Source organism: Methylosinus trichosporium OB3b (assembly GCF_002752655.1).
Classification (GTDB): domain Bacteria; phylum Pseudomonadota; class Alphaproteobacteria; order Rhizobiales; family Beijerinckiaceae; genus Methylosinus; species Methylosinus trichosporium.
The window spans coordinates 449,001-475,854 of the sequence record NZ_CP023737.1 but is presented as its reverse complement, the minus strand read 5'-3'; the positions used below and the strand labels follow the sequence as shown (position 1 = coordinate 475,854).

The 26,854-nt window shown below is 67.2% G+C and carries 24 protein-coding genes; 16 read left to right on the top strand and 8 right to left on the bottom strand.

The window, feature by feature from the left end; translation table 11 throughout:
• The first annotated feature begins 93 nt into the window (after nucleotides 1-93).
• The gene (gene tyrS / locus CQW49_RS02260) at nucleotides 94-1,359 is read left to right on the top strand and encodes a tyrosine--tRNA ligase (protein WP_024749347.1); all 1,266 of its coding nucleotides are present in this window, start codon (nucleotides 94-96) and stop codon (nucleotides 1,357-1,359) included.
• A 148-nt stretch (nucleotides 1,360-1,507) separates the two neighbouring features.
• Here the strand turns inward: tyrS and CQW49_RS02255 are convergent, their stop codons facing one another.
• From CQW49_RS02255 to CQW49_RS02245, 3 genes are all read right to left on the bottom strand, one after another.
• A complete protein-coding gene (locus CQW49_RS02255; protein WP_003609791.1) occupies nucleotides 1,508-1,918 on the bottom strand; it encodes a DUF2267 domain-containing protein in 411 nt (136 codons plus the stop codon).
• A gap of 91 nt (nucleotides 1,919-2,009) precedes the next feature.
• Nucleotides 2,010-2,420, bottom strand: coding sequence for a hypothetical protein (locus tag CQW49_RS02250; protein WP_003609793.1), 411 nt, complete (start codon nucleotides 2,418-2,420; stop codon nucleotides 2,010-2,012).
• 80 nt (nucleotides 2,421-2,500) lie between these two features.
• Nucleotides 2,501-3,733 carry an aspartate kinase gene (locus CQW49_RS02245; RefSeq protein WP_003609795.1) on the bottom strand — a complete coding sequence of 411 codons (1,233 nt, stop codon included), beginning with the start codon at nucleotides 3,731-3,733 and terminating at the stop codon, nucleotides 2,501-2,503.
• A gap of 191 nt (nucleotides 3,734-3,924) precedes the next feature.
• Between CQW49_RS02245 and ubiG the strand changes: the two genes are divergently transcribed.
• Complete coding sequence (gene ubiG / locus CQW49_RS02240; protein WP_003609797.1) at nucleotides 3,925-4,698, top strand: bifunctional 2-polyprenyl-6-hydroxyphenol methylase/3-demethylubiquinol 3-O-methyltransferase UbiG; 774 nt, start codon at nucleotides 3,925-3,927, stop codon at nucleotides 4,696-4,698.
• A 379-nt stretch (nucleotides 4,699-5,077) separates the two neighbouring features.
• Complete coding sequence (locus CQW49_RS02235; RefSeq protein WP_003609799.1) at nucleotides 5,078-6,568, top strand: tetratricopeptide repeat protein; 1,491 nt, start codon at nucleotides 5,078-5,080, stop codon at nucleotides 6,566-6,568.
• Nucleotides 6,569-6,743: 175 nt separating this feature from the next.
• Here the strand turns inward: CQW49_RS02235 and CQW49_RS02230 are convergent, their stop codons facing one another.
• A complete protein-coding gene (locus tag CQW49_RS02230; protein ID WP_003609801.1) occupies nucleotides 6,744-7,508 on the bottom strand; it encodes a DUF2076 domain-containing protein in 765 nt (254 codons plus the stop codon).
• Nucleotides 7,509-7,607: 99 nt separating this feature from the next.
• Nucleotides 7,608-8,732: a glutamate 5-kinase gene (gene proB / locus CQW49_RS02225; protein ID WP_099831728.1), complete on the bottom strand. Its 1,125-nt coding sequence runs from the start codon at nucleotides 8,730-8,732 to the stop codon at nucleotides 7,608-7,610.
• A gap of 189 nt (nucleotides 8,733-8,921) precedes the next feature.
• On the opposite strand from proB, the gene CQW49_RS02220 reads away from it, so the two are divergent.
• The 9 genes from CQW49_RS02220 to CQW49_RS02180 all read left to right on the top strand — a co-directional run bounded on the left by CQW49_RS02220 (nucleotide 8,922) and on the right by CQW49_RS02180 (nucleotide 17,280).
• On the top strand, nucleotides 8,922-10,112 hold the full coding sequence (locus tag CQW49_RS02220) for an intradiol ring-cleavage dioxygenase (protein ID WP_003609806.1): 1,191 nt from the start codon (nucleotides 8,922-8,924) through the stop codon (nucleotides 10,110-10,112).
• 138 nt (nucleotides 10,113-10,250) lie between these two features.
• A complete protein-coding gene (locus CQW49_RS02215) occupies nucleotides 10,251-10,505 on the top strand; it encodes a twin-arginine translocase TatA/TatE family subunit (RefSeq protein ID WP_003609808.1) in 255 nt (84 codons plus the stop codon).
• A gap of 36 nt (nucleotides 10,506-10,541) precedes the next feature.
• Complete coding sequence (locus tag CQW49_RS02210) at nucleotides 10,542-10,958, top strand: Sec-independent protein translocase subunit TatA/TatB (protein ID WP_003609809.1); 417 nt, start codon at nucleotides 10,542-10,544, stop codon at nucleotides 10,956-10,958.
• A complete protein-coding gene (gene tatC / locus CQW49_RS02205; RefSeq protein ID WP_003609813.1) occupies nucleotides 10,955-11,737 on the top strand; it encodes a twin-arginine translocase subunit TatC in 783 nt (260 codons plus the stop codon). Before CQW49_RS02210 ends, tatC begins: the two co-directional genes overlap by 4 nt.
• A gap of 191 nt (nucleotides 11,738-11,928) precedes the next feature.
• Nucleotides 11,929-13,251, top strand: coding sequence for a serine--tRNA ligase (gene serS / locus CQW49_RS02200; RefSeq protein WP_003609815.1), 1,323 nt, complete (start codon nucleotides 11,929-11,931; stop codon nucleotides 13,249-13,251).
• 194 nt (nucleotides 13,252-13,445) lie between these two features.
• The gene (gene surE, locus CQW49_RS02195; RefSeq protein ID WP_003609817.1) at nucleotides 13,446-14,210 is read left to right on the top strand and encodes a 5'/3'-nucleotidase SurE; all 765 of its coding nucleotides are present in this window, start codon (nucleotides 13,446-13,448) and stop codon (nucleotides 14,208-14,210) included.
• Between the two features lie 179 nt (nucleotides 14,211-14,389).
• On the top strand, nucleotides 14,390-15,073 hold the full coding sequence (locus CQW49_RS02190; RefSeq protein ID WP_003609819.1) for a class I SAM-dependent methyltransferase: 684 nt from the start codon (nucleotides 14,390-14,392) through the stop codon (nucleotides 15,071-15,073).
• A 178-nt stretch (nucleotides 15,074-15,251) separates the two neighbouring features.
• Nucleotides 15,252-16,832: a LysM peptidoglycan-binding domain-containing M23 family metallopeptidase gene (locus CQW49_RS02185; RefSeq protein WP_003609822.1), complete on the top strand. Its 1,581-nt coding sequence runs from the start codon at nucleotides 15,252-15,254 to the stop codon at nucleotides 16,830-16,832.
• Between the two features lie 154 nt (nucleotides 16,833-16,986).
• Nucleotides 16,987-17,280, top strand: coding sequence for a hypothetical protein (locus CQW49_RS02180; protein WP_003609823.1), 294 nt, complete (start codon nucleotides 16,987-16,989; stop codon nucleotides 17,278-17,280).
• Between the two features lie 145 nt (nucleotides 17,281-17,425).
• Here the strand turns inward: CQW49_RS02180 and CQW49_RS02175 are convergent, their stop codons facing one another.
• Entirely contained in the window at nucleotides 17,426-17,911 is a 486-nt protein-coding gene (locus tag CQW49_RS02175) for a peroxiredoxin (protein WP_003609824.1), read from the bottom strand.
• Nucleotides 17,912-18,088: 177 nt separating this feature from the next.
• Here CQW49_RS02175 and CQW49_RS02170 point away from each other — a divergent pair, with 177 nt between their 5' ends.
• Nucleotides 18,089-21,628 carry a YhdP family protein gene (locus tag CQW49_RS02170; protein ID WP_003609825.1) on the top strand — a complete coding sequence of 1,180 codons (3,540 nt, stop codon included), beginning with the start codon at nucleotides 18,089-18,091 and terminating at the stop codon, nucleotides 21,626-21,628.
• Nucleotides 21,629-21,735: 107 nt separating this feature from the next.
• A complete protein-coding gene (locus tag CQW49_RS02165) occupies nucleotides 21,736-22,074 on the top strand; it encodes an FtsB family cell division protein (protein ID WP_024749350.1) in 339 nt (112 codons plus the stop codon).
• Nucleotides 22,075-22,120: 46 nt separating this feature from the next.
• Here the strand turns inward: CQW49_RS02165 and CQW49_RS02160 are convergent, their stop codons facing one another.
• A complete protein-coding gene (locus CQW49_RS02160) occupies nucleotides 22,121-22,615 on the bottom strand; it encodes a GNAT family N-acetyltransferase (RefSeq protein WP_065083547.1) in 495 nt (164 codons plus the stop codon).
• On the bottom strand, nucleotides 22,612-22,893 hold the full coding sequence (locus tag CQW49_RS02155) for a type II toxin-antitoxin system TacA family antitoxin (protein WP_003609827.1): 282 nt from the start codon (nucleotides 22,891-22,893) through the stop codon (nucleotides 22,612-22,614). The genes CQW49_RS02160 and CQW49_RS02155 overlap by 4 nt, the downstream gene beginning before the upstream one ends.
• Nucleotides 22,894-23,010: 117 nt before the next feature.
• Between CQW49_RS02155 and CQW49_RS02150 the strand changes: the two genes are divergently transcribed.
• A complete protein-coding gene (locus tag CQW49_RS02150; protein ID WP_003609828.1) occupies nucleotides 23,011-24,306 on the top strand; it encodes a dihydroorotase in 1,296 nt (431 codons plus the stop codon).
• 195 nt (nucleotides 24,307-24,501) lie between these two features.
• A complete protein-coding gene (locus CQW49_RS02145) occupies nucleotides 24,502-26,847 on the top strand; it encodes a TonB-dependent receptor (protein WP_003609830.1) in 2,346 nt (781 codons plus the stop codon).
• Nucleotides 26,848-26,854 lie beyond the last annotated feature (7 nt).

The window sequence follows — 26,854 nt, the reverse complement described above, 5'->3', positions numbered from 1 at the left end:
TCGACGATGCGGTGTTTTCGCCATGCGACCATCGCGGTCCTGCATGTCGCCCAGTGCTTGCGCGCCGTCCGCAATGCGCTTAACACCCCGTTCATGTCAGACGCTTTCCGCCCCAATTCCGAATTTCTCGCGACGCTGATCGCGCGCGGGTTCGTGCATCAATGCTCCGATTTTTCGGGGCTCGACGAAAAAGCCTGTTCCGGCGATCTCGTCGCTTATGTCGGCTTCGACTGCACGGCCGCCTCGCTTCATGTCGGCAATCTGCTGTCGATCATGATGCTCGCCTGGCTGCAGAAGACCGGCGGCAAGCCGCTGCCGCTCGTCGGCGGCGGCACGACGCGGGTCGGCGATCCGTCCGGCAAGGACGAGAGCCGCAAGCTGCTGACCATCGAGACCATCGACGCTAATAAGGCGGCGATCCAGAAGACATTCGAGAAGTTTCTGGCTTTCGGCGCGCGCAAGACCGACGCCGTGCTGCTCGACAACGCCGAATGGCTGACCAAGCTCAATTACATCGACTTCCTGCGCGATGTCGGCCGGCATTTCTCGGTCAATCGCATGCTGTCGATGGATTCGGTGAAGCTGCGGCTCGATCGCGAGCAGGAGCTGTCCTTCATCGAATTCAACTATATGTGCCTGCAGTCCTATGATTTCGTCGAGATCGCGAAGCGCTATGGCGCCTCTCTGCAGATGGGCGGCTCCGATCAATGGGGCAATATCGTCATGGGCGTCGATCTCGGCCGCCGCCTCGGCACGCATCAGCTCTATGCGCTGACCGCGCCGCTGCTCACCACCTCTTCGGGCGCGAAAATGGGCAAGACCGCCGCCGGCGCCGTCTGGCTCGACGCGTCCATGCTGTCGCCCTACGATTATTGGCAGTTCTGGCGCAATGTCGAAGACGCCGACGTCCTCCGCTTCCTGAAGTTGTTCACCTTCCTGCCGCTCGATGAGATCGAGAAGCTCGCCGCGCTCGGCGGGGCCGAGATCAACGAGGCGAAGAAGGCGTTGGCCACAGAGGCGACCGCGCTGCTGCATGGGCGCGAGGCGGCGGAAGCCGCCGCCGAGACCGCGCGCCGCACCTTCGAGGAAGGAGCGCTGGCGCTGTCCCTGCCGCGCGTGGCGGTTCCCGCTGCGGAATGGTCCGCCGGGCTCGGCGTGCTCAGCGCCTTCGTGAAGGCCGGGCTCGTCGCATCCACGGGCGAGGCGCGTCGCCAGATCAAATCAGGCGGGCTGCGTCTCAACGACGAGCCGGTGACCGACGAGAAGGCGACTCTCGGCGACGCAAATCTCGTCGATGGCGTCGTCAAGCTGTCGCTCGGCAAGAAGCGCCATGTGCTGCTGGCGCCCGAAGGCGCTTGAGTTCTTCTGCGTCGAGAGAAACCAAGACGAACAGGGCCGTCATTGCGAGGAGCGCAGCGACGAAGCAATCCAGGGGCCGCCCCACGGCTGAAGGATTGCTTCGCTCCGCTCGCAATGACGGCCCCGATTCCCGGGTTCGTCTCAGAGCCTAGAGGAACTGAGACAGCCCCGGCACCGAATCGGTGATTTTCTTCAGCTTCTCCGCGCCGACAATGCCTTCGGCATGGGCGAAGAACTCCTTGGCGAGCGCCTGGCTCTGATCCATCGACAGGCCGACGCTGGACAATTTCGCCGCGAGCGCCATCAGATCGCCCTTGGAGCCGCCGACGAGGCCGCCGAGCCCGCCCAGCAGACCGCCGAGGAGCCCGCCGTCGGCCGCCGGCGCCGCCTCGGCCGCGGCGATCGCCTCTTCTGCTCCGGGCAGCTTGCCGATCAGCTCCGCCGCCGGCCCGTCGGGGAACTCCTTGCGAAAGAAGCCGAGGACATGGCCGATCGCCAGCCTCGCCGTCTCGGGCTCGACGCCGAGGGCCGCGGAAATGCGCGCAATCAGTTCTTCCATGCGAAGGCTCCTACAAAGGGGGCGAGTGAGACGGCTCCGCGCTTCCCGGCGCGGGGCGAGGGCAGGGGCGGCGCGGCTCGTGAGCCGATGTTCAGCCCTGCGGCCAGAGAAATTGCGACAGCTTCGGAATCGTGTCGGTCATTTTTTGCAGCTTCTGCCGGCCGATCGTTCGTTCCGCATGCAGGAAGACCACTTTGGCGAGCCTTTGCAGCTGGGCGGGCGAGAGGCCCATGGCGGTGAGCTTGGCGGTGAGCGCGAGCACCTCGGCCTTGCCGCCGATCACGCTGCCGACGCCGCCGAGCGCGCCCAGCAGATTGCGCTTGTAGCGCATGGCCGCTGCAGCCGCGACCGCCTCGCGCGCGCCGGGAATCTTGTCGACGAGCTCGACGCCGATATCGGGAAAAGCCTTCTGGAAAAAGCCGAGCACATGACCGGCCGCGATGCGCGCTGTTTCGGCGTCGACCCCGAGCGCGATCTTCAGCTGCGCGACCAGTTGTTCCATTCTCGACGTCTCCCTCCGCGCCGCGGCGGCCGCTCCGAATCTATAGCCGAGCGTCAGCTCGGCGTCGAGCCGGACGGCGCTCAGGCCGCGTCCAGCCCATAGAGCGAGTGCAGCGTGCGCACGGCGAGCTCGGTGTAGGCGGCGTCGATCAGCACCGAGAATTTGATCTCGGAAGTGGTGATGGCGCGAATGTTGACGCCCTTGTCGGCCAACGCCTTGAAGGCGCGCGCGGCGACGCCGGCATGGCTGCGCATGCCGATGCCGATCGCCGACACTTTGGCGACGTCCTTTGCGCCGGTCAGCGCCGCATAGCCGATCGCCGGCCGGGCCTTTTCGAGAATGGCGACGCAGCGTTCATATTCGGCGGCGGGAACCGTGAAGGTCATATCGGTCATCGTGTCTTCCGAGGCGACCTGCACGATCATGTCGACATTGACCCCGGCCTCGGCGAGCGGCACGAACACCGCGGCCGCGACCCCCGGCTTGTCGGCGACGCCGCGCAGAGTGATCTGCGCCTCGTCGCGCGAGAAGGCGATGCCGGTGACGACTTGCGCTTCCACGATATCCTCCTCCTTGCAGATCAGCGTGCCACTCTTGGGATCGGCCGGATCGTCGAAGGACGAGCGCACATAGGTGCGCACGCCATGCACCATCGCCACCTCGACCGAGCGCACCTGCAGCACCTTGGCGCCGAGCGAGGCCATCTCCAGCATCTCCTCGAAGGAGATGCGCTCCATCCGGCGCGCCTTGGGCACGACGCGCGGATCGGTGGTGTAGACGCCGTCGACATCGGTGTAGATATCGCAGCGATCGGCCTCGATCGCCGCCGCCACCGCCACCGCGCTCGTGTCCGAGCCGCCGCGGCCGAGCGTGGTGATGCGGCCGCTCGGCTGATGGATTCCTTGAAAGCCGGCGATCACGGCGACCTCGCCGCGCTCGAAGCCGGAAAGGAGCTGCACGCCGTCGATCGTTTGGATGCGCGCCGAGCCATGCGCGTCCGAGGTGAGAATCGGGACCTGCCACCCTTGCCAGGAGCGGGCGGCGATCCCGATATTCTGCAGCGCGATCGCGAGCAGGCCCGCGGTCACCTGCTCGCCGGAGGCGACGACGGCGTCATATTCGCGCTGGTCGTGCAGCGCCGCCGCGTCCTTGCACCAGCCGACGAGCTCATTGGTCTTGCCGGACATGGCGGAGACTACGACGGCGACCGAATAGCCGGCGTCGACCTCGCGCTTCACATGGCGCGCGACATTGCGAATGCGCTCCACATTGGCGACGGAGGTGCCGCCGAACTTCATCACCAGACGAGCCATGACCACCTGAGGGAGTGTTAAAGACGCGCCGAGGCTCGAGGGGCGAGCCGGATGGCCGCTCGCATCCGACCAAAAGCGGGCGTATATGTGACGGCCGCGAAGGCGGTGTCAACGTCCGGGCGAGATCGGGCGATCGGCCAGTGGCGACACGGCTCGTCGCCGTCGTCGACAGATCGAAAAAAGAGGTTCGAGTGCCGCAAGACCAGTCCCGTCCCCATTCGTCCAGCGTCGATCCCGCCGACGTCGCCCGCTTCGACCGGCTCGGCGAGCTGTGGTGGGACGCCGCGGGCAAAATGGGAATTTTGCACGAGATCAATCCGATCCGCGTCGATTACATCTGCGATCACGCCTGCCGGCGCTTGCGCATCGACGGCGAGCGCCGCGATCGGCACGGCGCGCAGCCGCTCGACGCTCTGCGCATCGTCGACATCGGCTGCGGCGGCGGCATTCTGACCGAAGCTCTGGCCGAGCTCGGCGCCCAGATGACCGGGATCGATCCCGCGCCCAACAACATCGCGGTGGCGAGCCGCCACGCCGAGCGCTCGGGGCTTTCGATCGACTATCGCAACACCACAGCCGAGGCGCTGGCCGCCGAAGGCGCGCGATTCGACATCGTCGTCGCCATGGAGGTGTTGGAGCATGTGGAGGGCCAGAAGGATTTCGTCGCCACGCTCGCCCGCATGGTCGAGCCCGGCGGGCTGCTGTTCCTCGCCACCATCGATCGCACATTGAAGAGCTATGCGCTGGCGATCGTCGGCGCTGAATATGTGCTCGGCTGGGTGCCGCGCGGCACGCATGATCACGATAAATTCGTGCGGCCCGACGAACTGTCCGCCTGGCTGCGCCGCGCCGGCCTGCGCGAGATCGACCGCTCCGGCATGAGCTTCCAGCCGCTGACGCGCCGCTGGCGGCGCAGCCATGACACCGATGTGAACTACATGATGGCGGCCGCCAAGGACGCATGATCTGTCCGCGTCGAAGAAGCGAGCCTGCGCGCCTCGCAGTCTCGCCGGCCCGAGCAAAGGCTCGACGCCTCATTGGTCGCCTCGGACAATGCTGAATTGACTATTTGCAGCAGCTCTCGAGCTCGGGGAAACGTCATCGCGAGGAGTGAAGCGGCGAAGCGACAAGAGAATCGCGCTATGGCTGAAGGATTGCTTCGCTCCATACGCAATATCTGACCAAGTTTTCGCGAATTCACGGCAAAATATTGTTTTTTGGTAGTTTTTCTACAACCTCCGCGCCGGGGTGCGAGGATTCGTTCGAGCGACGGCCCCGTCGGCAAGCTCGGCGACAGCTTAATCGGCAAGATATTTTTCCGAATCATTACTGGAGTATTGCCAGATGACGCTGCATGTCTCATCGCCATTTCCGCCGGTCGCCGCGCTCGAGCATTGGCGCGTGCGCTATCCGAAATTCGATGTCGCGCTCGAGCGTGGCGAGACGCCGCCCGCGGCGCTGCGCTATCTGGGGCTCTCGCTCTGGCAGGACGGCGCGACCGCGGAGGCGATCGAGGCGCTCGAATCGGCGACCGCCCTCGCGCCCACTGACGCGGCCCTGCTCGCCGATCTCGGCTCGCTGCTGTCCCTCGCCGGGCGCAAGGCCGACGCCTTGAACGCCTTCATCGCGTCGCTGGAGCGCGATCCGTCTCGCGCGCAGGTTTGGCTCAACGCCGCGGGACTTTGCAACGAGATCGGCGACAAGGCCGCCGCCGAGAATGCGTTCGTCGCAGCTCTCGAGCTCGAGCCTACCTCCGCCGAGGCCTGCACGGGCCTCGGACTGATCTATATCGAGCGCGGACGCTTCGACGACGCCGTGCGCCTGCTCGGCGACGCCGTGGCGCGTGGGGTCGACAGCGGCGCCGTGCACGCCTGCCTCGGGCAGTCGCTCTATCTCATCGGCCGTTTCGCCGAGGCGCGAACCGCGCTGGGAAAAGCCGCGCAGGCTTTTCCGGGCGAGCTCACGATCATCCGCAAATACGCCGGCGCGGCGTTTGTCGCCACGGCCATCGAATCGACCGTGGAAGCGGCCATCGAAGCCTATCGCGAAGCGGCGGGTCCGCACGCCGACGACACATTCGCCGCCTGCCGTTTCGCCTTCCAGGCGCTCTGCGGCTTCGGCCATCGCGACGCGGCGCTTCGGCTCGGCGAGGCCATTCACGCAATGGCTCCCGACGATCCGATCATTCCCTTCCATCTGGACGCGCTGCGCGGACGCGCGCACGAGCGCGCCTCGCGAGATTATGTCACCGCCTGCTTCGACCGCTATGCGGAGGATTTCGACCGCCACCTGCTCGAGATTCTCCGATATCGCCTGCCCGAGAAGCTCGGACCTCTGCTACGCGACGCCGGCCGGCGCTTTCCGCGCATTCTCGATCTCGGCTGCGGCACCGGCCTCGCCGCCACGACGCTGGCGGCCGTCGGCGACGAGGTCGTCGGCGTCGATCTCTCCGGCCGCATGCTCGCCAAGGCGAAGGCCCGCAATGTCTACGCAAGGCTCGTCGAGGACGACGTCATCGCTTTTCTCGATGCGAATGACGCGCCCTTCGATCTGATCGTGGCGCTCGACATGATCATTTATCTCGGCGACCTCTCGGCTCTGTTCGCCGGGGCCGCGCGCAATCTTCGCTCCGGCGATCTGTTCGTGTTCAGCTTCGAGGAGGGGGCGGGGCGCGACTATGCGCTGTCGCCCTGTGCGCGTTTCGCCCATGATCCGGCCTATGTCGAACGGTTGTGGAGCCGCGAGTTCGACTGCGTCGTCGCCCAGCAGACGATGATCCGGCTCGAGGCGAACCGACCCGTTCCCGGCCGGCTCGTGCTGCTGCGGAGACGGTGACGAAGGAGGCGACGGCGCCTGCCGCTTCCTCTCTTCGCCTCTGCGGGAAGAGGTGAGGAGAGGGGCCGGGCGAGTTCGCGAGATCTCGCATGGCTCCCGAGCCCCTCACCTACCTCTCCCCGCAAGCGGGGAGAGGAGACGGCCGGCTCCGTGGCCGCTGCAATCCGGCGGTCGGTCACACGTCGAAGCCGCCGTCGCCGCCGTCGTCCTGGAAGCCGCCGTCGTCATAATCGGCGCCCTGGACGTCCGGGCCGTTCGACTGGGGGCCGTCATAGCCGGCGTCCGGATAGGGCTGCCCGCCCTGGTCGCCGTAGTAGTTATTGATGATGGTGTCGCCGCCGCCGAGCCCGGCGTGCTGGTCGAGCCCCTGGCCGATGCCGAGATTGCCACCCGCGCCGCCGTGGAACAGGCCACGGAGCGAATCGGCGAGCAGCACGCCGCCGGCGACGCCCGCCGCCGTGCCCAGCGCGCCTTTCAGGAAGCCGCCGCCCGCCGAAGCCTGCTGCGGAGCAGCGAAGCCCTGCTGCTGCGGGGGATAGGCCGGAGGCTGGCCATAGGACGGGCCGCCCGCGGGGGGCGGCGCGCCCCAGGGGCCGCTCTGCGGATAGCCGGGCTGGCCTTGCCCCTGGCCGAAAGCAGGACGCGGCGGCGGCGGAGGCGCGGTGCGCTGGCCGAACAGGCTTCCGAGAAATCCGCCGGACGGCTGCGGCTGGCTCTCCAGCTGATTGACCCGGCTCTCCATCTCCTGCAGCCGCTGGCTGGCGGCCTGGAGCGCCTGTTCCTGAACGAGCACCGTCTGCGCGAGCAGATAAGGCGCCGCAGGCTGCGACTTCAGCTGCTCGGCGATGAAGCTCTCCGCCTCCTGATCGCGCGGGGCGGCGGATGCGCTACGCGTGCGGTCGAACAGACCGGCGAGCAGTTGGCGTTCTTCGGGTGACATCTGTCTCTCCCAGTTGGAACCGGCCCTTCGAGGGCGCGGCGCCAGCAATATGGGAGCGGCGCAGAGTTCTGCCAAGGCCTCGGCGCAGCAAAGCCGGAGTCATTCGCCGTTGAGAGCCATGTCGTCGCGATGAATGACCTCGTCGGGACCTTTGAAGCCGAGCAGGCCTTCGATCTCGCGCGAGGAGCGGCCGATGAGGCGCAGCGCGTCGGTGGCGTCGTAAGTGACGAGCCCGCGGCCGATCTCGCCGCCGGCGGCGTTGCGGATCACCACGCATTCGCCGCGCGAGAAACCGCCTTCGATCGCGGTGACGCCCGCCGGCAGCAGGCTCTTGCCGGAATAGAGCGCGCGCTCGGCGCCGGCGTCGATATGCACGATCCCTTTGGGCTCGAGCGAGCCGGCGATCCATTTCTTGCGCGCGGTCACCGGGGTCGAAGAGGTGAGAAACCAGCTGCACGGCCCGCCCGCGGCGATGCGTGAGAGCGGCGCCTCGACGCGCCCGTCGGCGATGACCATATGGGCGCCGCCGGTCGTCGCGATCTTGGCCGCCTCGATCTTGGTGCGCATGCCGCCGCGCGAATACAGCGAGGCGGCGCCGCCCGCCATGGCTTCGACCTCCGCCGTCACCCGCGGAATCACCTCGATCAGCTTGGCGGAAGGGTCGCTGGCGGGCGGGGCGGTGTAGAGCCCGTCGACATCGGACAACAGCACCAGAAGATCGGCGCTCGCCATTGTGGCGACGCGAGCGGCGAGGCGGTCATTGTCGCCGTAGCGAATCTCCGCCGTCGCCACCGTGTCGTTCTCGTTGATCACCGGCACGGCGCGCAGCGCCAGCAGCCTATTCAAGCACTCGCGCGCATAGAGGTAGCGGCGGCGCTGCTCCGTGTCGCCCAATGTGACGAGGACCTGTCCCGCCGTGACGCCGAGATTTCCGAGCGTCTCCGACCACAGCCGGGCGAGGGCGATCTGGCCGACGGCGGCGGCGGCCTGGCTGTCCTCGAGCGGCAGCGGCCCCTGCGGCAGGCCGAGCACGCTACGTCCGAGCGCGACGGCGCCGGAGGAGACCACCAGCACATCCGCGCCGCGATGATGCAGGGCGGCGATATCGTCGGCGAGCTTTGCGAGCCAGTCGCGCTTCGCCTCGGCCTTGCGCGGATCGACCAGCAGCGAGGAGCCGACCTTGACGACGATGCGGCGGAAGGAATCGAGGGTGGGGCGCGTCACGATCGTCGGGCTCTTTCGCGAAGCGCGGCCGGATCGCCGCGCCGGCGCCTTATAGCGCGTTCAGCGCCGACGCATAGCGTCAGCGCAGCAGCCTCTCCGCAACCGACCGGAAATAATGCCCAGCGCTTCGTCGTGCGCGCGAAACGCGCATCGCCGATGTTGGCGACGTTCCAAACCACAGGAGATCAGATGCGGGTTCCTCTTCTCCCAACGCGACGCCGACTGATCGCCGGCGGGCTCGGCGGCGTGGCGGCGGCCGCGCTGCCTCATCCGGCCGCGGCCGCGCCGGACGTCCCCTTCACCGCCGCCGCGGTCGAAGGGCCATTCTATCTCGACCTCTCGCTCGCGCGCGCCGAAATCGCCGAGGGCCGGCCCGGCGTTCCGCTCGAGATCGCGCTCACCATTCGAGACCAGACCGGCGCCGCTTTCGAAGGCGCGCGCGTCGACGTCTGGCATTGCGATGCGCAGGGGCGTTACTCCGGCTTCCCCGGCCAGGGCGACGGCGGCGAGATCGACACGCGCGGCGAGACGTTTCTGCGCGGGACGCAATCGGCGGGGGCGGACGGAGTCGCGCGCTTTGCGACCGTCTATCCCGGCTGGTATCCCGGCCGCACCGCGCATATTCATTTCAAGGTGATCGACGGGCCGACGACGCGGCTCACCTCGCAGCTGTTCCTTCCCGACGCCTTGAGCGAATATCTCTACACTAATGTGCCGACCTATGAGCGCGGCCGCCTGCGCGACACGCTCAACGCCACCGACGGCGTCGCGCTCGCGGCGGGCGAGACCGTCCATGGCGACATACGCGAGACCGAGCGCGCTTATGTCCTCTCGCTCACGGTGAAGGTGGATCGCGGCGCTGTCCGCAGCGCCGAGCTTCCCGGCCGCGCCCCTCTTCCCGGATCGGTCGAGCTTCCCGCCGGCGGTCCGCCTCCGGGGCCGGACGGATGCTTCACCGGCGGTCCGCCCCCCGTATGGGGCGAGTCTCCCACCGGCGGGCCGCCTCCTGGACCGGGCGGACGCTTCGCTGGCGGCCCGCGTCCTGGATGGGGCGCGTCTCCCGCCGACGGTCCAATTCCGGGACCGCACGCGCACATCGCCGGTGGCCCGCCTCCGGGCCGGGGGGGATTTCCGGCCGGCGGTCCGCCTCCTGGGCCGGGCGGGCGATTCGCGGGTGGCCCGCCGCCTATGGGATGGGGCGGATCTCCCGCCGGCGGTCCGCCTCCGGGACCGAACGGACGCTTCGCCGGCGGCCCGCCTCCGGGCTGGGGTGGAGTTCCCGCCGGCGCCGGCGGTCCGCCGCCGTTCGGATCGATCCCCGGCGCGCCGCCTCCCCATGGAGCCGAGCGCGTGCGCAAGATCGTGCCGAAGGCGGGCTGAGGCGGCGTCGCCCCGATCGCTATTGGGGCTGCGTCTGTCATATGCCTGCTGCAATCGCCTTGTATTTGCCCGTCCGCCGTCCTAGGTTCGAAGGAACTTGGGCCGGCGGAATGCCGACAAAAATGGGAGGGGTTCGCCATGGGTGGTCTGTCGATCTGGCACTGGATCGTCGTCGGCGCCGTGGCTTTCGTCCTGTTCGGCGGCAAGTTCAAGATTTCCGACGTGATGGGCGACGTCGCCAAGGGCATCAAAGCATTCAAGAAGGGCCTCGCCGAGGACGAGGGCGCCAAAGCCGCCGAGGAGGCGCAGAAAGCGCTCGAGCATCAGCCGCTCTCGCGCGACGTTCACGACGTCGCCGCGCACGACAAGCCGGCCGACGCGCGCAAAGCCTGACGGTCCCGCCCGCTCCAGAGCAGATTGCGCCGCGACATGTTCGACCTAGACGCCGGCAAGCTGATCGTCATCGGCATCGTCGCGCTCATCGCGATTCCGTCGAAGGATTTGCCACGCGTGCTGCGCCAAGTCGGGCAAGCGACTGGGCGCTTGCGGCGCATGGCCGCCGATTTTCAGAGCCAGTTCATGGACGCGATGCGCGAGGCCGAGCTCGCCGATCTCCATAAGGATTTGAAGGGGGAGGTCGATTCGGCCTTCGCCGCGGTCAAGACCGACGTCGCCTTCGATCCGTTGACGCAGGCGCGCGAGCATATCATCGGCGCGATCGAGGCGCCCGTAGCGGCGGAGCAGCCGGGGCCGCGGCCCGAGTCCTCACCAGACTTGTCCTCGCAACAACTGTCCTCGCAAGACCCGCAGACGGAGCGAAGGACCGCGGAGGACCCGCACGCATGACCGACGCCGACATAGAGGCGAGCAAGGCGCCGCTCATCGAGCATTTGATGGAATTGCGCGAGCGCCTCATCCGCGCGCTGATGGGCTTTCTCGTGGCTTTCATCATCTCCTTTTTCTTCGCCAAGGATATTTATAACCTGCTGGTGGTGCCCTACACGCTCGCAGCCGGGCCGGAGGCGAAGCTCATCTACACGGCGCCGCAGGAATATTTCTTCACGCAGATCAAAGTGGCGATGTTCACGGCGGCGTTCATCTCCTGTCCGATCGTTTTTGGCCAGCTCTACGCCTTCGTCGCGCCCGGGCTCTACAAGCACGAGCGCAACGCCTTCCGGCCCTATCTCATCGCCACGCCGATCTTCTTCGCGCTCGGCGCGCTCGTCGTCTATTTCGTGGTGATGCCCAATCTTCTGCATTTCTTCATCTCGATGCAGCAGGCCAACGAGCCCGGCAAGGCGCAGATCGAGCTGTTGCCCCGCGTTTCCGAATATCTCTCGCTGATCATGACTCTGGTGCTCGCCTTCGGAATCGTTTTTCAGCTGCCGGTGGCGCTGACGCTGCTCGGGCAGATCGGCATCGTCTCCTCGCAATTCCTCGCCGAGAAGCGACGCTATGCGATCGTGCTGGTGTTCATCGTGGCGGCTGTGCTGACCCCTCCGGACGTGTTCAGCCAGCTCGCGCTCGCTCTGCCGGGGCTGCTGCTCTATGAGGCGTCGATCATTTCGGTGCGCTGGATCGAGAAGAAGCGCGCCGCCGCCGCAGAGACCGAAGCGACGGGTTGACCCGATATCGCGCTCGAGGGACAAGGGCCCTCATCCGACCCCGCTTCGCGGGGCCACCTTCTCCCACGAGTGGGAGAAGGAAGCGCGCGGCGGCATTTCGCGAAACGTCGGCCGCTCCTTCTCCCGCGCGCGGGAGAAGGTGGCCCGGCGCAGCCGGGTCGGATGAGGGTCCCTGAGCGGCGGATAGCTTCATGTATGACATCAAATGGATTCGCGACAACGCCGCCGCCTTCGACGAAGGCCGCCGCCGTCGCAACCTCGCGCCGCTTTCAGACAGCCTTCTCGCGCTCGACGATTCGCGCCGGGCGGCGATCGGAGTCTTGCAGGCCGCGCAGGAGCGGCGCAATGCGGCCTCCAAGGAGATCGGCCTCGCCATGCGCGAGAAGGACGCCGCCCGCGCCGAGGCGCTGAAGGCGGAGGTCGCCAAGCTCAAGGAGGATTTTCCGCAGCTCGAGCAGAGGGAGCGCGAGGCCAGCGCCGCGCTCGACAAGGCGCTGTCGGAAATCCCCAACACGCCGCTCGAGCAAGTGCCCGAAGGCAAGGACGAGAACGAGAATGTCGAGGTCCTGCGCTGGGGCGAGCCGCGCAATTTCGACTTTCCGCCGAAGGAGCATTTCGACATCGGCGAAGGGTTGAGGCTGATGGACTTCGAGAGCGCCACGAAACTTTCGGGCGCGCGCTTCGTCGTCAACAAGGGCCCGATGGCGCGCCTCGAGCGCGCGCTCGCGCAATTCATGCTCGATCTGCATACGGATCAGCACGGTTATGCCGAAGTGGCGCCGCCGCTGCTGGTGCGCGACGATGCGATGTTCGGCACGGCGCAATTGCCGAAGTTCCGCGACGATCAGTTTTCGGTGTCGGCGGGTCGACCGAGCGGCGATGATCCGGCATCCGAGACCTCCGACTATTGGCTCATCCCCACCGCCGAAGTCCCGCTGACGAATCTCGTCCGCGAATCGATCCTCGACGAATCGCAGCTGCCATTGCGCTTCACGGCCGGCACCTATTGCTTCCGCGCGGAGGCCGGCGCCGCGGGGCGCGACACGCGCGGCATGATCCGGCAGCATCAGTTCTACAAGGTCGAGCTCGTCTCCATCACCACGCCGGAAAAATCGCTCGAGGAGCACGAGCGCATGACCGGCTGCGCCGAAAAAGTGCTGCAGCTCTTGGAGCTGCCGTACCGAAAGGTCACGCTCTGCACCGGCGACATGGGCTTCGCCTCGCAGAAGACCTACGATCTCGAGGTGTGGCTGCCGGGGCAGGGGAAGTATCGTGAAATTTCCTCCTGCTCGGTGTGTGGCGACTTCCAGGCGCGGCGCATGAATGCGCGCTATCGGCCGGCGGACAGCAAGGCGACGCGCTTCGTGCACACGCTCAACGGCTCGGGGGTCGCGGTCGGCCGCGCGCTCGTCGCCGTGCTGGAAAATTATCAGGAGGCCGACGGCTCCGTCACCGTGCCGAAGGTTCTGCGCCCCTATATGGGTGGGCTGGAGAAAATCGCGAAGGCGGGGTAGGGGGCGTCTCCTTCTCTCGCAGGGCGGGACAAGGTGGCCCTCGCGTCGGCGAGGGTTGGATGAGGGCCTCTCCAGGCTCGCATGGTTCCATATCAGGGGACGGATAGAGGACGCGAACTCGTCGGGGCCCTCATCCGACCCCGCTTCGCGGGGCCACCTTCTCCCGCGAGCGGGAGAAGGAGAAAACCGAGGCTATGCGCATCCTCATCACCAATGACGACGGCATTCATGCGGCGGGTCTCGCGCTCGCCGAGCGGGTGGCGCGCGCGCTCACCGACGACGTCTTCGTCGTCGCGCCGGAGAGCGAGCAATCGGGCGTCGCGCATTCGCTGTCGATCAATGATCCGCTGCGCCTGCGCGAAATCTCCTCGCGCCATTTCGCGGTGAAAGGCACGCCGACCGACTGCGTCATCATGGCGGTGCGCAAGCTGCTCGCCGACAAGCCGCCGGATCTCATCCTCTCCGGCGTCAACTCCGGGCAGAATCTCGCCGAGGATGTGAGCTATTCCGGCACCATCGCCGGCGCCATAGAGGGGACGCTGCTCGGCATTCCCTCGATCGCGCTGTCGCAGGTCTATGATTTCTTCGCCGGCCGCCAGACCATTCATTGGGCCTGCGCCGAGGCGCATGCCGCGGCGGTGATTCGCAAGCTCGTCGAGGCCGGCATTCCGCAGGGCGTGCTGATGAACGTCAATTTCCCCAATTGCCGGCCGGAGGAGGTGAGGGGGATCTCGATCACCGTGCAGGGCCGGCGCAGCAATGATCTGATGCGCATCGAGGACCGGAAGGACGGTCGCGGCATTCCCTATTATTGGATATCCTTCCAGCGCGGCAATTTCACGCCCGGACCCGGCACTGACCTCGAGGCTGTCGAGGGGAACAGGATTTCCGTGACGCCCCTGCGTCTCGATTTCACCGATCATCCCACTTTGACGCGGCTTTCCGCCGCCTTCGAGTAGGGGCGACGGCGGCGCGTAACGAAAACGTGAGCCCGCTGAAGCCGGGCCCGTCATTGCGAGCGGAGCGAAGCAATCTAGAGCCGTGGGGCGGCCCCTTTGTTGCGTCGTCGCTCCGCTCCTCGCAATGACGCCGCCCCGATCGTGGCGGCTTCTCGTGAGCAGCAGAACCAGGAGGCGTTGTGGAAGAGGGCGCGGACGGACGGACGATCGAGGAGCGCGCCGCTCTGCTGCTGCAGCTGCGGCGCGTCGGCGTGCGCGATCTTTCGGTCATGCGCGCCTTCGAGACGACGCCGCGCGCGCTCTTCGCTCCCTATCGCTTTCGCGATCTCGCAGGCCGCAACATCGCTCTGCCGATCGCTTGCGGCCAGACGATGCCCGCGCCCGCCGATCTCGCGCGACGGCTCGAGGCGCTGGCGCTTGAGCCGCATCATCGCGTGCTGGAAATTGGCACGGGCTCGGGCTTCAGCGCCGCCGTTCTGGCGCGGCTCGCGCGCGAGGTCGTCACCGTCGAGCGCTATGCGACGCTGGCGAGCGACGCGCGGCTGCGGCTCGCCGAGCTCGACCTCGCCAATGTCGAGGCGATCTTCGGCGACGGGCTGGCGCCCGGCGCGGTCTCCGGCGGCTTCGACCGCATCGTGCTGCATATGTCCTTCCGCGCCGCGCCGCCGCAGTTCCTGCTCGATGCGCTCACGCCGGGCGGCGTCGCGCTGTTCGGCCGGCTCGAGCCGGCGCCGATGGGCGAGGCGCGCCCGCAGGAGCGGCTGCGACGTTTGCGCCGCGACGGCGGCTCGCTGTGGAGTGAGGCCGATCTCGGCCCCTGCCGCCTCGGCGCAGCGCTCGAGGGCGCCGCGCGGATGATGTGAAGCGGTTGATTTTCGGCATTTACCTAAATTCATCCCCGCCGTCGTGAATGCGCATTCATCTTAAACGCTCCCTTAACCGCCGCATGGCTAGATGACTGCACTGAAGTCGCGTACGAGTGTGGGTCGCGTCATGGCAATTGAGCGTCGTGTTTTCCTGTCGCGAGTCGCGTGGCGGCTCATGTTCGCCGCCGGCGCCGCCGGCCTGCTCGCCGGCTGCTCCGATGCGACGCGCTTCACCGATCCTCTATCGGATCCGTTCCAGGAGCAGGCGCCGCATGTGGATCGGGCGCCGACCGGGACCATTTCTCCGCGCACCTATGCCGAGGCTGCGCCGCCGCGCGGAATCGTGCAATCGCGTCCGCTGCCGCCGCCGCAGCAGCAGCAGCAGCCGATGGCGCAGGCCGAGCGCTACGCGCCGCCCGCCGTCCCGGCGCCGGCTCCGCGCGTCGCCGGAAGCTTCAATCACTGGAGCGCCGAAGGCGGCACGCCGCTCGTCGTCTCCGATGGCGAATCCGCCGGCATGCTGGCGACGCGCTATGGCGTGCCGCTCGACGCGTTGCTGCGCGTCAACGGTTTCTCGCGGCCGACCGAGGTTCATCCCGGCTCGCGTCTCGTTATTCCCGTCTATCGCGCCGGCGCCGCTTCTGCGCCCATGGAGCCGGTCCGCGCCGCGGCCGATCCGCGCCCTGGCCGCCGCGAGATCGAGGCCGCGAGCGAGCGTAGCCGCACGCCGGTTGTCGAGGCTCGCGCCGAAAAGCATGCGCCGGCCATAGAGCCGCGCAGCGTGAAGCCGGCCGTGGCCGAAGCGAAAATCGAAAAGCCGAAGCTCGAAGCGAAAATCGAGAAGCCGAAGCTTGCCGAGGTCAAGGTCGCGAAGGCCGTCGACAGCAGGCCGAAGCCGATCGAGGCCAAGGTCGAGAAGCCGAAGGCGCAGCCGGTCGCGGCCAAGGTTGTGGAGAAGCCGAAAGCCCAGCTCGCCAGAGCGGAGGCCGAGAAAGCGGCTCCCGCCAAGCTCGCGAAGCCGGCCGCTCTCGCCGAGCCGGCGCGCAAGGCGCCTCACGAGGCCATCCGCAAGGCGGAAGCCGAGCCCGTGCACGCCAAGACGGCGCGCAAGGAGCCGGTCGCCGCGCCCAAGGAAATGGCGAAGGCCGAGCCGCGCAAGGTCGAGACCAAGGCGCGCGAGCAGCTCGCCAAGAAGGAGGCGCCCGAGCCCAAGCGGCAGACCGTCGCGGCGGAGAAGGTCGAGAAGGTGGAGAAGCAGAAGGTCGCCGCGGCGCCGCAGCCCGCGCCGCACGTCGACAAGACGCCGGTCGCCTCGCTGCCGCCCGTCGCCCAGCAGCAGCCGGCGCCGCAGCCGGAGGAGAAGCCCGCGCCTGCGGCCGCCGACGCGCGGCCGGAGTTCCGCTGGCCGGCGCGCGGCCGGATCATTCAGGGCTTCAACTCGGGCGGCAATGACGGCATCAACATCTCGGTGCCGGAGGGCACGCAGGTGAAGGCCGCCGAAGGAGGCGTCGTCGCTTATGCGGGCAATGAGCTCAAGGGCTATGGCAATCTGGTTCTGATCCGCCATCCCAACGGCTTCGTCTCGGCCTACGCCCATAATGGCGAGCTCGAGGTGAAGCGCGGCGATCAGGTGAAGCGCGGGCAGAACATCGCCAAATCGGGCCAGTCGGGCAATGTCGGCACGCCGCAGCTCCACTTCGAGCTGCGCAAGGGAGCGACGCCGGTCGATCCGACCAGCTATCTCGCGGGGCTCTGACCCGCACGAGACCTCGGGCGTTCGCGAGACACTGCGCCGGAGTGAGGGCGACGGGCGTCAAACACGCCCGTCGCCCGTTTCTTTTTGTTCCCGAAGTCTCTAAGAGAGGGCCGCCTGCCGGCGAGGTCCGGCGTCACAGGGACATGAGCGCACAGTGAAAGCCGGCGTCGTCTTCTTTTCCGTCCTTCTCCTCACGACTCCCGCCGTCGCCGTCGACGCGACCGGCATTCCCGAATGCGACGCGCTGCTGAAGCGCTACGAGGAATGCTCGGCCGAGCTGCCGCGTGCGCAAGTGCATGCGGCGCAGAAGGAGCTGCTCGAGGGCGCGATGAGCCTGCGCGCCAACGCCGCCAATCCAGAGCTGCGCCCGGCGCTGGAGAAGTTCTGCGTCGCGACCTTCGAGGACATGAAGACGAAGAGCGACATCAAGGGCTGCATGTCGAAATAGGCGGAGCGAGCCACGAGAGTCCGGACTATCGGGGCTGGTCATTGCGGGGAGCGCGGCGACGAAGCAACCCGGGGGCCGCTCCTCGGCTGAAGGATTGCTTCGCTCCGCTCGCAATGACGGCAAGATAATCGGTACTTTCGCGCCGCTAACTTCCCTTCACCGCCGCCAGCGTCGCGGCCGCATGGCCGGGCACTTTCACCTTGCGCCAGATTTTGACGATCCGCCCATCCGGACCGATGAGATAGGTCGAGCGCTCGACGCCCATATATTTGCGTCCGTACATGCTCTTCTCGACCCAGACGCCATAAGCGGCGAGCATCTCCTTCGTCTCGTCGCTGGCGAGCGGAAAGCCGAGCTCGTATTTGGCCCGGAACTTGTCGTGCTTGGCGGGCGAATCCGGCGAGACGCCGACGACCGCCGCCCCCGCCTTGGCGAAATCCTTCGCCAGCGCGTTGAACTCGATCGCCTCCTTGGTGCAGCCGGAGGTGTCGTCCTTGGGATAGAAATACAGCACGAGCTTCTTGCCGGCGAATGCGGCGAGCGACAGACGCTCGCCGCCCGCGCCCGGCAGATCGAAAGATGGGGCGGCGTCGCCCTCGCGCAGCACTGAAGTCGTCGCAGCCTCGCTCACCTTCGCCTTCCTTTCGTCTCATCCTGGTCTACAATCTCGAGCAATGCAGACCGCGACGCGCTCCGCAAGAGCCTCGCAGAAAAAACTCCGATTGCGCCCAGCCGGGGAAATCGCCATCACATCTCTTTGCAGAATCGGCGCCGGCGCGGCGCGTGGGCTTCACCGAGAGGCGAAGGGTTGACGCAGGGCTTCGACGAAGGCTCGCCGCTGGAGCCGCGCGGGCCGCAGGAGCTTTCCTGGCCCGCAGCGTGCGAGGGCCGCACGGCCGTGCGGCTGCGCTCGCTCTGCGTTGGCCGATGCCTGTCGGCTTTCGGCTTTTTTCTGCTGCTCGTCGTCGCGCTCGCTGTCGGGGCCTTTTTCGCCGCCCTCGCGCATGGGCCGATTCGCTCCGATTGGCTGGTCCCGAAAATCGTCGAATCGCTCGACGATCTCTATGGCCATCGCTACGCTTTCACGCTCGGCTCGGCGGCGATCGACCATGGCCGCAAAGGCCTTACGCTGACGATCGATCGGCTCGAGGTCAAAGGCGGCGGCCGCATCATCGTCGCGGCGCCGCGCGCGCAATTGTCCATCGATCCGATGGCGCTGCTGCTCGGCCGGTTGATGCCGCGCCGGCTCGAGGCGCTCGATCTCGAGCTGCGCCTCGCTGTGCGTCCGGACGGCGTCATCGCCGTGTCGACGCCCGGCGCCGATCCAGTCGAGATTCCACTCGACGAGCCTGCGCCGCCGACGCCTGTCGAAGCTGTGGCCGTCGTCACGCCGGCCGCGCCGCCCGCGCTAGCGCGGCAGGCCGGCGTCGCGCTGCGCGCGCTGTTGGATTTCGTCACCGGCCCCGACAGCCCGATCGCCGCTATCGATCGCGTCGGCGTCTCCAATGCGACGCTCATCATCGATGATCGCACGCAGGAGCGCACCACCACCTATCGCGACGTCGCTCTCAAATTCGAGAAGACGGCGGGCGCGACCAGCCTCACGCTCGCCGCGACCGGCCCCTCCGGACGCACGACCGCCGAGGTCGAGGCTGATGGGCGGCCCGGCGAGCGACGCGCGCTCGACTTGAAAGTCCGCCGGCTCTCGCTCGACGAGATCGCGCTCGTCGCTGGCGCGCGCTCGCTTCCCTTCGACACCGACGCGCCTTTGTCGCTCGATCTCCGTCTCGCCGTCGACGCCGAGAATCGTTTGCTCGAAGCGAGCGGCCGCCTCGCCATGGGGGAGGGGTTCTTCCGGCTCGAGGAGCCGGACGCCGAGCCTTTCATGGTCGAAGCACTCTCGATTTCCGCGCGCTGGGACGCGGCGCGCCGGCGCATCGCCATAGAGCCGATCGAGATCGCGGCCGGCGCCGCCCGGCTGAGCTTCGCCGGCGCCCTGACGCCGCCGCGCGAGGACGGCGAAACGCGCTCCGATCTCTGGACGCTCGTGGCGGCGCTGGCCAAGCCCGGGCGCTTCGTGGCCGATAGCCCTGAGGAGGCGCCGATGCTCGTCGGCAGCGCGAGCCTCGCCGCCAATTTCGACCTCGTCGCCAAGCGCGCGACGATCGAGCGCGTCGCCCTCGACGGACCGGAAATCCACGCCTCCGCCACCATCGGCTTCGACGGCGGCCGGCCGGACGGGCCGCATCTGACCTATCGCATCGAGGCGAAGGATACGCCGATCCGCTCGGCGCTGCGCATCTGGCCGACTCATGTGGCGGCGCCGACGCGGATGTGGATGGAGGAGCATCTGCCCGCGGGGGTGTTGCGCGCCGGGCTCCTCACCGCCGATCTCGATCAGCAGGCCATGCTGGAGGGACGCTATGAACGTCCGCCTCCCGACGCCGCGCTGCGCGGCGATTTCGATCTCGAGGGCGCGACCATCGTCGACGCTTTTCCGGGCCTCTGGCCGCTGACCGGCGTCGGCGGCCATATCGCGCTCACCGGCCGCACCGTCGCCTTTCAGGCGACGGCGGGCGTCATGGAGAGCGCGCCGGGTCACAGGCTGGCGATCACGCAGGGCGCCTTCCGCGTGCCGGCGCTCGGCTTCGATCCGGCGCCGGCCGCGATCGATCTGCGACTCGTCGGCAATGTCGAGGCGGTCGCGGACATCCTGTCGCTCGAGAGCATCGCCAAGGTCGCCGACGCGCCGGTCGACGCCGGAGCGATGCATGGGCAGGTCGATGGACGCCTGCGCATCGATTTCGAGCTGGGCAAGGCGGCGAGGGACGAAAAGACCCGGGTCGCGATCGACGCCGAGGCGACCAATGTGTCGATGGAGCGCTTCCTCGGCAAGGAGCGGCTCGAGGGCGCGACGCTGAAGGTCGTCTCCGATGTGGAGGGGCTGCGGGTCGGCGGCTCCGGGCGCGTGTTCGGGGCTCCGGTCGTTTTCGAGGCGCGCCGTCCGCCGGGCGAAAAGTCCAAGACGCAGGCGCAAATGTCGCTGCAGCTCGACGACGCCGCGCGGGTCAAGGCGGGCTACGCCGTCCCCGGCGTCTCCGGAATCATCGGCGCGCAGGTGGCGACGCGGCTGCCGATCGAGGAGGCCGAGGCGCAGGTCGAGCTCGACTTCCTCAAAGCCACGCTCGACAATCCGCTGCCCGGCGTCGCCAAGCCGGCGGGCAAGCCCGGCAAAGCGAGCTTCACTTTAGTCAAGCGACCGGAGGGCTCGGCGCTGGAGCAACTCTCCGCGGAGGCGGGCGGCGCGCAAGTCTCCGGCGTCGTCGAGCTCGCGCGCGACGGCGCGTTCCGCTCGGCGCGATTTGGACAAGTGCGGCTGTCGCCGGGCGATGACATGCGTCTCGACGCGATGCGCGTCGGCGACGGGGTGAAGCTCGTGGTGCGCGGCGCCAATATCGACGCGCGGCCGCTGCTGCGCTTTCTCTCGCATCCGGCGGCCGAGCCGTCGGCCGGCGCCGAGAACGGCGGCAAGCCGCTCGCCGACGATCTCGAGCTCGACCTCAGATCGCCGATCGTCACCGGCTTCGGCCGGCAGATCCTCGCCAATGTCGCGCTCGACTACGCCCGCCGCGGCGGACGCCTCGAGCAATTGTCGCTGACCGGCAGCTTCGGCCGCGATCCGCTGGCCGCGACGATCGCGCGCCGGCAGAACGGCTCGCCGCTGATCGAATTGTCGACGAGCGACGGCGGCGCGCTGCTCTCCTTCCTCGATCTCTATCATCGCATGGAGAGCGGCGCGATGACCGCGAGCGTGCTGATGGGGCAGGGACGCTCGGACGGCGTCATCAAGATCAGCGATTTCTTCCTGCGCAACGAGCCGGCGATGCGCCGCCTCGTGATGCAGGGAGCCTCGCGCGCCGACGACAAGGGCGCGCTGCATTTCGATCCCGACTCGGTGAAATTCTCGCGTGTGCAGTCGGGCTTCACCTTTGCGGGCGGGCGGCTGACCATGCGCGACGGCGTGATGTCGGGGCCCGAGACCGGCCTCACCGTCGACGGCTTCATCGACGTCGCGCGCGACAAGATCGACGTGTCGGGAACCTTCGTGCCGGCCTATGGGCTCAATAATCTCATGTCGAATATTCCGGTGATCGGCGTCATGCTCACCGGCGGCGAGAATGAGGGGATGTTCGCGGTGAGCTTTCGCGTGAGCGGCGCCTTCAGCGCGCCGGTGTTGACGGTCAATCCGCTGTCGGTGATCGCCCCGGGCTTGCTGCGCAAGCTGTTCGGCATTCTGGACGGCACCGGCCGCCTGCCCGAGGCGGCTGCGCCCAATCCCGCGAACTGAGCCCTGTTCAGACCGCGCGCCTTCAGGCTCGCCCTCTGACGGCTCGTGGATGCACTCGCGTCAGCGTTAACTGCGCTTACACCCTGTTCGGCGCAAGCTGCGGGACCATGATGCTCCGCTTCGTCCTGCGCTCCCTATTGCTCCCGGCTCTGCTCTATTGCGCAGCCGGACTGGTCGCGAGCTATTTCGTCTGGCACGGCGTCAACGGCCAGCGCGGCCTCAAGGCCGGCGAGGAATATGCCGAGCGCCTCGCCGCGCTCGAGCGCGAGCACGCCGGCCTCGTCGCCGAGCGCAAGCAATGGGAGCGCCGCATCGCCCTGCTGCGCGGCGATGTGATCGACGCCGACATGCTCGACGAGCAGGCCCGCGTGACCCTCGGCCGCATCCACCGCAACGAGGTAGTGATCCTCGCGCCGCAGCTGGGGAGGCGGGAGGAGGAGAAGTGAGGCGGGGAGTATCGATATTTACGTTGATGGGGTGACGCACGTTCCTTCAAATCAACGCTGCGCGCAGATCGGCCAACGTCGCCATCAGCGTCATGGGCTGCAAGGCCGACGCCTCTAGGCCGAGGGCGTGATAAAAAGCCTCTGCTTCCGGTGAGAGCACGTGAACGAGAATTCCACGAATCCCTATAATATCGGCGGCTTGCAGCACACGCTGCCCCGCGTCCCGCACGAGAGCGCGACCGAGGCCGTTTCCCTGGAAGCCGCGGTGGATCGCCAATCGTCCCAGCACGGCGATCGGGACAGGATCGGGCATGTTGCGGCGAAGGCGTCCTGTCGCATTCGAGATTTCGACGGCGCCGGCGGCGAGCGCATAATAGCCGACGACACGCCGGTCCTCGCAAATCACATATGCGCGCGATGCGCCGCTCGCCTGGTTCGCCCGGGCGCGGCGCATCAGCCAATCGTCGAGGACCGGAACGCCAGAGTCGAAGTCATTGACGATGTGCGATTCATCGATCGGCTCGGGAGCAGTGAGCGTCATTTCTCCCACGCCGCCGGAGTCGCCATCGTGCGGCGAAGCCTCTCATTCGGCGCAGGCGGCGCGTCGAGCCTCGCGATGAACTCGCCGTAGACTTGTGGACTGACTTTGAAGAGCGTCTGATCCAGCAGAACGTCATGCGCCGCCCGCCGCGCAGATTCGAGCAGAAAATCGGCGCGGCTCTTGCCCAGCAGCCGCGCTGCGCGGTCGATGAGGCTGCGATCCTCGGGCTTGACCCGCACATTGAGCGTGTCGCGCTTCGCTTGTGGTTTGACAGTCATGACTCCCCTCGCTTGCCGAAAAGGATGGCATGTCGTGATGCAAATGTCATCGCACATGCGTTCGGAGCATCGAGGCGCCCCGTTCCCTTCCTTCGCAAAACATCCTAATCACAGCCCATGACAGCGCCTCGTCCTCTCCTCCTCGCCGACGCCCGGCTCGTCGATCCCGCGACCGGAGTCGAGAGCCGCGGCGGCGTGCTCGTTCTCGACGGACGCATCGCCGATCTCGGCCCTTCGATCACCGCCGCCTCCGCTCCGGAGGGCGCCCAGATCGTCGCCTGCGGCGGCGACGTCGTCGCGCCGGGGCTCGTCGACATGCAATGTTTCGTCGGCGAGCCGGGCGCCGAGCATCGCGAGACCATCGCCAGCGCCACCGCCGCCGCGGCGGCGGGCGGCGTCACGACGATCGTCGCCGCGCCCGGGACAACGCCGCCGGTCGACGATCCGGCGATCGTCGATTTCGTGCTGCGCCGCGCCCGCGACACCGGCCGCGTGCGCGTGCTGCCCATGGCGACGCTCACCAAGGGCCGGGAAGGGCGCGAGATTTCCGAATATGGCCTGCTGCGCCAGGCGGGCGCCGTCGCCTTCTGCGACGGGAAGCGCTCGCTGCGCAACGCCCAGGTGATGCGCCGGGCGCTCACCTACGCGCGTGATTTCGAGGCGCTCGTCATCCATTTCCCGGAGGATCGCGACCTCGCCGGCGAGGGCGTGATGAACGCGGGCGAATTGGCCACGCGCCTCGGCCTCTCCGGCGTCCCGCGCGAGGCCGAGGCGATCGTGGTCGATCGTGATCTTCGGCTCGTCGCGCTGACCGGCGCGCGCTATCACGCCAGCATCGTGACCGCGGCGCTTTCGCTCGACGCCATCGCCGCAGCCAAGGAGCGCGGACTCCCCGTCACTTGCGGGACCTCGATCAATCATCTGACGCTCAATGAGAATGATATCGGCGATTATCGCACCTTTCTGAAGCTGCGCCCGCCGCTGCGTCACGAGGACGAGCGCGGCGCTCTGGTCGCAGCGCTCGCCGCCGGGCTCGTCGATGTGATCGTCTCCGACCATGATCCGCAGGACGTCGAGACCAAGCGCCTTCCCTTTGCCGAAGCCGAGGCCGGCGCCGTCGGCGTCGAGACCATGCTCGCCGCAGGTCTGAGGCTCGTGCATTCCGGCGATGTCCCGCTCGCCGGCCTGCTGCGCGCCATGTCGACGCGGCCGGCGGAAATTCTCGGGCTGGAGCAGGGGCGCCTCGCCAAGGGCGCGCCGGCCGATCTCATCCGTTTCGATCCCGACGAGCCCTTCGTCGTCGATCCCGCCGAGCTGCGCTCGCGCTGCAAGAACACGCCCTTCGCCACGGCGCGGCTGCAGGGCCGGGTGAAATTGACCATCGTCGCGGGACAAGCCGTCTTCGAAGCCTGAGCGACGACAGAGGACCGCCGAGGTCGCCCAGATCGGGAAAAAACGGCAATACAAAGGTAAAACTTTGCAATAGGCGGGGCGTCTCTTCACCCCTAATTTGCCCGAGCCGAAGGTCGCAGACTCACCGCGGAGCGGCGCGGCGCGCTTGTGGGCAGAGTCGATCGGGAGTCGGCTCGCGGGAGATGGAAGAGACAAATGCTCGGGTCACGTTCTCGTATTTCGCTCATCGCGCTGCTCGCCGCCGCGACGGCTTCGCACGCGGCGCGCGCGCAGGAGGCGCTTCCGGACATCGAGATCGCGACCGCGCCCGAGCCGGGCGCGAAGGTCACGCAATCCAAGCTCTCCACCAATCCGATCATTCTCACGCGCAGCGATCTCGATCGCGATCACGCCGTGTCGATCACCGACACGCTGCTGCGTCGCAACGCCTCCATCTCGTCGAGCGAGGTGGCGGGCAATCCGTTCCAGCCGGACATCAGCTATCGCGGCTTCTCCGCCTCTCCCGTGCCCGGCACGCCGCAAGGCCTCGCCGTCTATCAGGACGGCGTGCGCATCAATGAAGCCTTCGGCGACAGCGTCAATTTCGATCTCATCCCGACCGTCGCCATCGCCAATGGCGACATCGTCAGCGGCAATCCGATGTTCGGCCTCAACGCGCTCGGCGGCGCTCTGACGCTCGAGATGAAGAATGGCTTCACTTGGCAGGGCGTCGAGGTGGACGGCCGCGGCGGCTCCTATGGGCGGCGTTTCGGCAGCGTGCAATATGGCCAGAAGTTCGATGATCTCGCCGTCTATCTCGCTTTCGAAGGATTGGGGGAGCGCGGCTGGCGCAAGCGCTCGGGCTCGTCGCTGCTGCGCGGCTATGGCGATATCGGCTATAAGGGCGATAAGACTGAATTTCATTTGAACTTTACCGGCGCCGGCACGCGGCTCGGCAATGCGGCGGCGACGCCGGTCGAGATGCTGGAGCGCCAATACAACTCCGTCTTCACGACGCCGCAGAGTTCCAACAACGACCTCCTCTTCGTGAATCTCAAGGGCGCCTATGAGGCGGACGCGCATCTCAAATTCAACGGCAACACTTACTTCCGCCAATTCCGCCAGCAGCATGTCGACGGCAATCTCGCCGATGTCGAGGAATGCGGCAGCGACGAGCAGTGGCTGTGCCAGGAGACCGACGGCTTCGCCAATGAGCCGAGTTTCCAGCAGAGCGTGCTGCGCGACGGGAACGGAAAGCGCATTCCCTCCTCGGTCCTCAACGGGGCCGGCGTTGGCAGCATCGATTACACGCGCGTCAATTCCCGCTCCTATGGATTTGCGCTGCAGGGAACCTATGACGCTCCCGTCTTCGGCTTTGCGAACAAGCTCATCGTCGGCGCCTCGCATGATCGTCAGCATTCGGACTTCCGCGGCTATTCCGAGCTCGGCATTCTCAACGGCAATCTCGCGGTCGGCGGGACCGGCCTTCTCTATTCGAACCTCGTTCCGGAAGGCGGCTTCCAGCCGGTGCATGTCGGCGGCCGCAATTTCTACTGGGGCGTCTATGCGCATGATACGCTCGAGGTGACCGACAAGCTGACCGCGACGGCGGGCCTGCGCTTCAACAGCGCCGATATCGCTTTGTTCGACCACCGCGGCGTCTCGCTCAACAGCGCGGCGCTGTATCAGCGGGTCAATCCTGTCGCCGGCCTCACTTACACATTCCTTCCCGAGTTGACCGTCTATGGCAATTATTCGGAAGCCAATCGCGCGCCGACGGCGCTCGAGAACGGCTGCTCGGACCGGCTGCATCCGTGCATGATCGATAATTTCCTCGTCTCCGATCCGCCGCTGCGGCAGGTGGTGGCGCGGACCTGGGAAACCGGCCTGCGCGGACATCACGAATTCGGCGGCGATTATGGCCGCGCCGATTGGCATGCGGGCCTCTTCCGCACCGACAGCGCGGACGACATTCTGTCTCTACCCTCCGATGTGATCCAGGGGCGCGGCTATTACGCCAATGTCGGGCACACCCGCCGGCAGGGCGTCGAGGCGGGCGTGACCTGGCGCAACGACTTTCTCCAGGTCTATGCCGATTACGCGCTCATCGACGCGACCTTCCGCAGCTTCCTGACGCTCAACTCGGGCGACAATCCCTATGCCGACGAGAATGGCCAGATCCATGTGCATCCGGGCAATGTGCTGCCGAGCATCCCGCGGCATCGCGTGAAGGTCGGCTTCGACTACAAGGTCACGCCGCAATGGACCTTCGGCCTCGACTACATCTTCCGCACCGGCGTGCATCTCGCCGGCGACGAGGCCAATCTCGATCGGCCCTTGTCCTCCTACGGCATCGTCAATCTGAAGACCTCGTATAAGGTCACCGATAATATCGAGATTTACAGCGTCGTGCAGAATCTGTTCGATCGACGTTATTACAGCTTCGGGACCTATTTCGAGACGGGCTCCGAAGCGATCGGCTTCCTCGGCCTCACCGATCCGCGCACGCTCGGCCCGGGCGCACCGCTCGCCGCTTATGGCGGCGTGAAGGTCCGGTTTTAGAGCTCGA